This is a genomic window from Actinomadura formosensis NBRC 14204 (genome assembly GCF_001552155.1).
Lineage (GTDB): Bacteria > Actinomycetota > Actinomycetes > Streptosporangiales > Streptosporangiaceae > Spirillospora > Spirillospora formosensis.
Genome location: NZ_BCQQ01000236.1, coordinates 1 through 4,841 on the forward strand (window position 1 = coordinate 1; position 4,841 = coordinate 4,841).

The following is a 4,841-nucleotide window of genomic DNA, read 5'->3' on the forward strand; positions in this document are numbered from 1 at the left end:
CCCGCCGAAGCGCTCGATACCGGAGCCGCCGAACCGGCTCGCGGCCTGCCACGTCCGGCCGTCCGCCGAGCTGAACAGGACCCCGAACCGCGTGGTCCTGCGGTGCTTCTTCCGCCCGGTCGTGCGGCTGCCCTCGCGGACGGTGGCGAACCCGCCCGGACCGACCACGAGTCCCTTCGTCGGGCCGTAGGAGCCCTGCGCCTGCGGGATGTTCACGGCCGTCCAGGTCCGGCCGCCATCGGCGGACCGCCAGAGGCCGTCGCCGCGCACCGTCCGCGTGACCTTCTTCCGGCCCCGCTTCTTCGCGACCTTCCTGGCGTACGTACCGTGCGCCACCACGACGCTCCCGGACGCCGCGACACGGTCCAGGCCGGTGATCCCCCTGATGCCGTCGATGCGCTGCCACGCCCGCCCGTCCGCCGAACTCCAGGCCAGCGCGCGGTCCGTCGCGGCGCCCACGGCGACGAAGCCCTGGGCGGTGCGGGTCAGGTCGTTCACCCGGTCGGACGGCGTGAACGCGGGGCCCAGGGGGCGCCGCGTCCAGGTCCCGGCGTCCTCGCTCGTCCACGCCACCGTGCCGCCACCGGGCGTCCGGCCGAGCGCGACCCAGCGCCCAGAGGTACCGGAGACGAGACGCGGAGTGTCGCCGGCCGGGGAGGTGGCGCCGTCCGCCGTACGGATCCTGGCGACCTTCCAGACGCGCCCGGCGTCGGTGGAGACGAGGAACCGGGCGCGCTCCCGTCCGGGCACGCCGTCGCCCTCGGTACCGGCGGCGACGATCGTCCGGCCACCGGCCGCGATGGCGGTGAGTTCCTGGACGAGGCCGTCGGTCGTCGCGGCGGGGTCGGCGGCGAACAGCGCGTCCGCCGCGATCGGGGCGGGGGTGCCCGGCCCGTCCGGCGCGTCCTCGCCCCGCGACACGGCGAAGATCGTCCCGGCGGCGACCACGGCGAGCCCCGCCCCGACCGCCGCCCGGACGCGAAAGCGCCGCATCGATGCCGGCTTCGGGGGCCCGGCGACCAGTACGTCCCCCGGGTCGCGCTTCACCTTCCTGGGCGCGGGCTTCGGCTCGGCGGGTTCGGGGACGTCCGGCGGACTCTCCGGGCGGACCGCGCCGGGGCTCGTCCCCTCCCCGCGCAGTTCCCGGGGCGGGGCGCCGTGCCCCCAGTCCAGCCCGGCCGTCCGCCACGCTTCGTAGGCGCGCTGCCAGGGCGACAGGGCGGCGGGCATGCCGGCGATGTCCCCGGCGACGCCGAACGTCAGCCGCCGCCGGACCTGGCGGGAGCCCGCCGGCTCGCCCTCGGCCGTCAGCCGGGCCTCGTCCTGCTCCGGGCTCCTCGCCGTCACACGCGCTCCTTACGGTCCGTAGGACACCATCAAATCGCGCCATGGGACGTCCTGTACCGAAATCCGCATGAACGGCGGCCAATGGGGCTGCTGGAGCGTTCTATCACTTCAGGGCCGACGTATCAGACCTTTCACACTGATAACCCCCTTATACGCAAAACCCCGGACATGGACGACCTGTGCACCGGCCGGAGGGTCTCCGTGGATCTCGGCGGACACCCCCGCGCCGTCCGCTTCCACGCGAATCCCCGGAGGCACGATGATCTCCACCCGCGACTTGTAGGCGAGCACGCGCAGGGTCGTGACCTGGCCTTCCAGGTCGGCGGCGCACAGGTCCAGCGTGCCCGAGCCCTTGTAGACGACGGCCGTGAAGCGTTCGGGGAGCCGCCGGCGTCCGGCACGGGTGACCGAGCCCTTGTAGGCGATCTGGAAGCGCCCCGCGGTCCCGCCACCGGGGCCCTCCGGGACGGCTCGGCCGGAGGGCAGGTCGGCCGCCACGGCGCCGAGTTCGGCGTGGGTGCGCGCGGCCAGGACGAGGTCTATGCGCTCGTCCAGCTCGGGCTCGTCCAGCCGCCCCTCGGCGAAGGCGGTGTGCAGCCGGACGAGCATGTCGTCGCGGTCACGGTCCGAGGCGCGCAGTGCGGGCGCGGGATGCTGCTCGACGCTCATCGCATCTCTCCTTCGAGGCGGTCTGCCTCCGCAGCCTGCTCCCTCCAGCACCTGGAGGGTCAAGACGCGATGTATCTTAACTCGCCACCGCTCGGTTTTCGAGACATCCGGGCCGCCCCGGCGAAACGATCACCCCTACCCGGTCCCCGGGCGAAGGCGGTACCGCGGCGGATCGGGAAGATCGCCCTGACCGTCTAGGCTCGGGCGCGTGCTGCTGCTCACGACGCTCGATGCCTGGCAGGCCCAGCCGGGTCCGCGGTTCGTCCTGTCCGACGCGGGGGCGGTGTGGGCGCCGGAGGAGGCCGCGCTCGCCGTCGCCGACGACGTGTTCACCGGCGGGCAGGTCGTCGCCGTCACGCTGGATCCCGAGCCCGGCGCGGTGCCGGGCCGCGGAGTGATCGACAAGACGACCGCGTCCCGCGTCCGCTATCTGCGGCGCGGGCCGGGCGGGCGCCATGCGGCGCTGCTCGACCGGCCCGCCACCGCCGAGGCGCTCGGCCTCCTCCCGCATCCCGAGGGCGGCTGGTACCGGGAGACGTGGCGGTCGGAGGTGACCTTCACACCGGACGGCTATCCGGGCGAGCGGGCGAGCGCCACCGGCATCTACTTCCTGCTGCCGCCCGGCGAGGAGTCGATCTGGCATGCCGTCCGGTCCGCGGAGGTGTGGCTGTGGCACGGCGGCGGGCCGCTGACGCTGCTCCTCGGCGGGGACGGGGACAGGCCGTCCGAGACGCCGGAACCGGTCACGCTCGGCGCGGACGTGACCGGCGGGCAGGTCCCCCAGGCCGTCGTCCCCGCGAACGTGTGGCAGGCCGCCCGTCCGGCCGGAGACCGGGAGGTCCTGGTCAGTTGCGTCGTCTCCCCCGGCTTCGACTTCGCCGACTTCCGCGCCGGGCACTGACGGACGCGGTGCCGCCGTCCGCCCGGACGCACCAGGGCCCCCGGACCGCACACGGTCCGGGGGCCGGGCGCGCGGTCAGTAGCTGACGGCCTGGCGGCCGCTCATGGTCCGCATGATGTGCTCGATCAGGGTGATGAGGACCTGTTTGGCGTCCTCGCGGTCGCGGACGTCACAGGAGATGATGGGAATGTCGGGAGCCAGGTCCAGGGCGCTGCGGACCTGGTCGGCGGAGTGGTGCCCGGCACCGTCGAAGCGGTTGACCCCGACGATGAACGGGAGGCCGCGGCGTTCGAAGTAGTCGACCGAGGCGAAGCAGTCGGCGAGGCGCCGGGTGTCGACCAGGACGACGGCGCCGAGAGCACCCTTGGCCAGTTCGTCCCACATGAACCAGAAGCGGTCCTGGCCGGGGGTGCCGAAGACGAACAGGACGAGGCCGTTGGGCAGCGTGATGCGGCCGAAGTCCATCGCCACGGTCGTCGTCGTCTTGGACGCGACGGCGGTGGTGTCGTCGATCCCGATGCTCTTCTCGGTCAGCGCCTCCTCGGTGCGCAGCGGGCGGATCTCGCTGACCGCGCTCACCAGGGTGGTCTTGCCGACGCCGAAACCACCGGCCACGAGAATCTTCACCGTCAGCGCGGACTCGCCCGGATGGGCGGTCGCGTCAGAGCGCACGGATTCCATCGATCACTTCCTTGAGTACGCGCTCGCTGGGGAACTGCGCCACCGGCGCGGGACGCCGGACCTGTATCAGCGAGTGGTCGAGAAGGTCACCGAGCAGGACTCGGACAACCCCGAGGGGGAGTTCCAGATCCGACGCTATCTCGGCGACCGACAACGGGGTACGGCAAAGCTCCAAGATCATGTCATGTTCGGGCTCCGGTGCCCACGGGGCGGCCGGGAGAACATCGTCCGCGGGCTCCGGCGGGTCCGCGGCGGTGATCAGCGCGACGAGGTCGAACTCGTCGCCGTCGTAGTGCGTCCGGCCTCCGGTGAGCGCGTAGGGGCGAACCACGGGCCCCGCCGCGTCGTCGTACCAGGCCGTGCCGCCCATCTCACGCGCCACCCGGCTCGGCCACCGCGACCCGCGGGTCGGCGGACAGGTGCCGCCCGACCCGGGTGACCAGCATCGCCATCTCGTAGGCGATGACCCCGAGGTCGGCGTCGGCGTCGGCCAGCACCGCCAGGCAGGCGCCGCGGCCGGCGGCGGTGACGAACAGGAACGCCGACTCCATCTCCACGATCGTCTGCCGGACGGGCCCGCCGCCGAACGACTCCCCCGCCCCACGCGCGAGGCTCTGGAAGCTGGCGGCCACCGCGGACAGGTGGTCGGACTCCTCACGAGCCAGCCCGCTGGACGCGGCGATCCGCAGCCCGTCACTGGACAGCACGACCGCGTTCTGCACCGCCGCGACCCGCTGGACGAGACTGTCCAGCAGCCAGTTCAGGTCACCTCCGGCTCCGCCCGGGACCTCCGCGCCGGAGTGCTGGGCATATGTCATGGGGTGTCGTCCTCCTGATCGCCTGGGTTCCGCGCGGCCTCCGCGCCGGCCGCGTCCTGCCTGCCACGCTGCCAGCCGGACTGCATCGCCGACAGCATCGATCGCATCGTCTCGGGCGAGCGGGCCGCGGCGTCGTCCGGTGTCCCGCCCATGGGAACGGTCCCGGCCGGAGGCTCGGCGTCCATGGGGACGGGCGCGCCGAGCGGCATCCCGGCCGGTTCGGGCGCGGGCCGCGGACCCGCCGGTTCCGCCGCCGGCGCGGGCGGGGCCTGGCCCTGGGCGGCGAGGCGCGCGTCCACGCGTTCCTTGAGCTGGGGCGCCAGGTGGGTCTGCCGCCGGCGCTTCGGCAGTTCGCCCTCCTTCGGCGGCGCGGCCTCCGCCGGCGTCCCGGCGGGCGGCGCGGCCGGTGCGGCCGGTGCGGGCGC

The 4,841-nt window shown here is 74.0% G+C and carries 6 protein-coding genes and 1 pseudogene; 1 reads left to right on the top strand and 6 read right to left on the bottom strand.

Going from position 1 to position 4,841, the window contains the following annotated elements:
- On the bottom strand, positions 1-1,347 hold a 1,347-nt coding region (locus tag AF1_RS31930; RefSeq protein WP_169804072.1), incomplete at its 3' end, for a sialidase family protein.
- Positions 1,348-1,455: 108 nt separating this feature from the next.
- Positions 1,456-2,016 (bottom strand): DUF1707 SHOCT-like domain-containing protein, encoded by a 561-nt coding sequence (locus AF1_RS31935; protein WP_067807966.1) that lies wholly within the window; start codon positions 2,014-2,016, stop codon positions 1,456-1,458.
- 208 nt (positions 2,017-2,224) lie between these two features.
- Between AF1_RS31935 and AF1_RS31940 the strand changes: the two genes are divergently transcribed.
- Positions 2,225-2,917 (top strand): cupin domain-containing protein, encoded by a 693-nt coding sequence (locus tag AF1_RS31940; protein ID WP_242609074.1) that lies wholly within the window; start codon positions 2,225-2,227, stop codon positions 2,915-2,917.
- A 75-nt stretch (positions 2,918-2,992) separates the two neighbouring features.
- Here the strand turns inward: AF1_RS31940 and AF1_RS31945 are convergent, their stop codons facing one another.
- From AF1_RS31945 to AF1_RS35540, 4 genes and pseudogenes are all read right to left on the bottom strand, one after another.
- Positions 2,993-3,598 (bottom strand): GTP-binding protein, encoded by a 606-nt coding sequence (locus AF1_RS31945; protein ID WP_067807968.1) that lies wholly within the window; start codon positions 3,596-3,598, stop codon positions 2,993-2,995.
- Entirely contained in the window at positions 3,579-3,968 is a 390-nt protein-coding gene (locus AF1_RS31950) for a DUF742 domain-containing protein (protein WP_067807977.1), read from the bottom strand. Before AF1_RS31950 ends, AF1_RS31945 begins: the two co-directional genes overlap by 20 nt.
- Position 3,969: 1 nt before the next feature.
- On the bottom strand, positions 3,970-4,416 hold the full coding sequence (locus AF1_RS31955; protein WP_067807971.1) for a roadblock/LC7 domain-containing protein: 447 nt from the start codon (positions 4,414-4,416) through the stop codon (positions 3,970-3,972).
- Positions 4,413-4,841, bottom strand: a pseudogene (locus AF1_RS35540) (hypothetical protein); the annotation flags it as partial. The pseudogene AF1_RS35540 and the gene AF1_RS31955, both read right to left, overlap by 4 nt.

Bases quoted from the DNA above. Each gene is read 5' to 3' on its own strand.
- AF1_RS31935 (WP_067807966.1), bottom strand. From the start codon at position 2,016: ATGAGCGTCGAGCAGCATCCCGCGCCCGCACTGCGCGCCTCGGACCGT.
- AF1_RS31945 (WP_067807968.1), bottom strand. From the start codon at position 3,598: ATGGAATCCGTGCGCTCTGACGCGACCGCCCATCCGGGCGAGTCCGCG.
- AF1_RS31950 (WP_067807977.1), bottom strand. From the start codon at position 3,968: ATGGGCGGCACGGCCTGGTACGACGACGCGGCGGGGCCCGTGGTTCGC.
- AF1_RS31955 (WP_067807971.1), bottom strand. From the start codon at position 4,416: ATGACATATGCCCAGCACTCCGGCGCGGAGGTCCCGGGCGGAGCCGGA.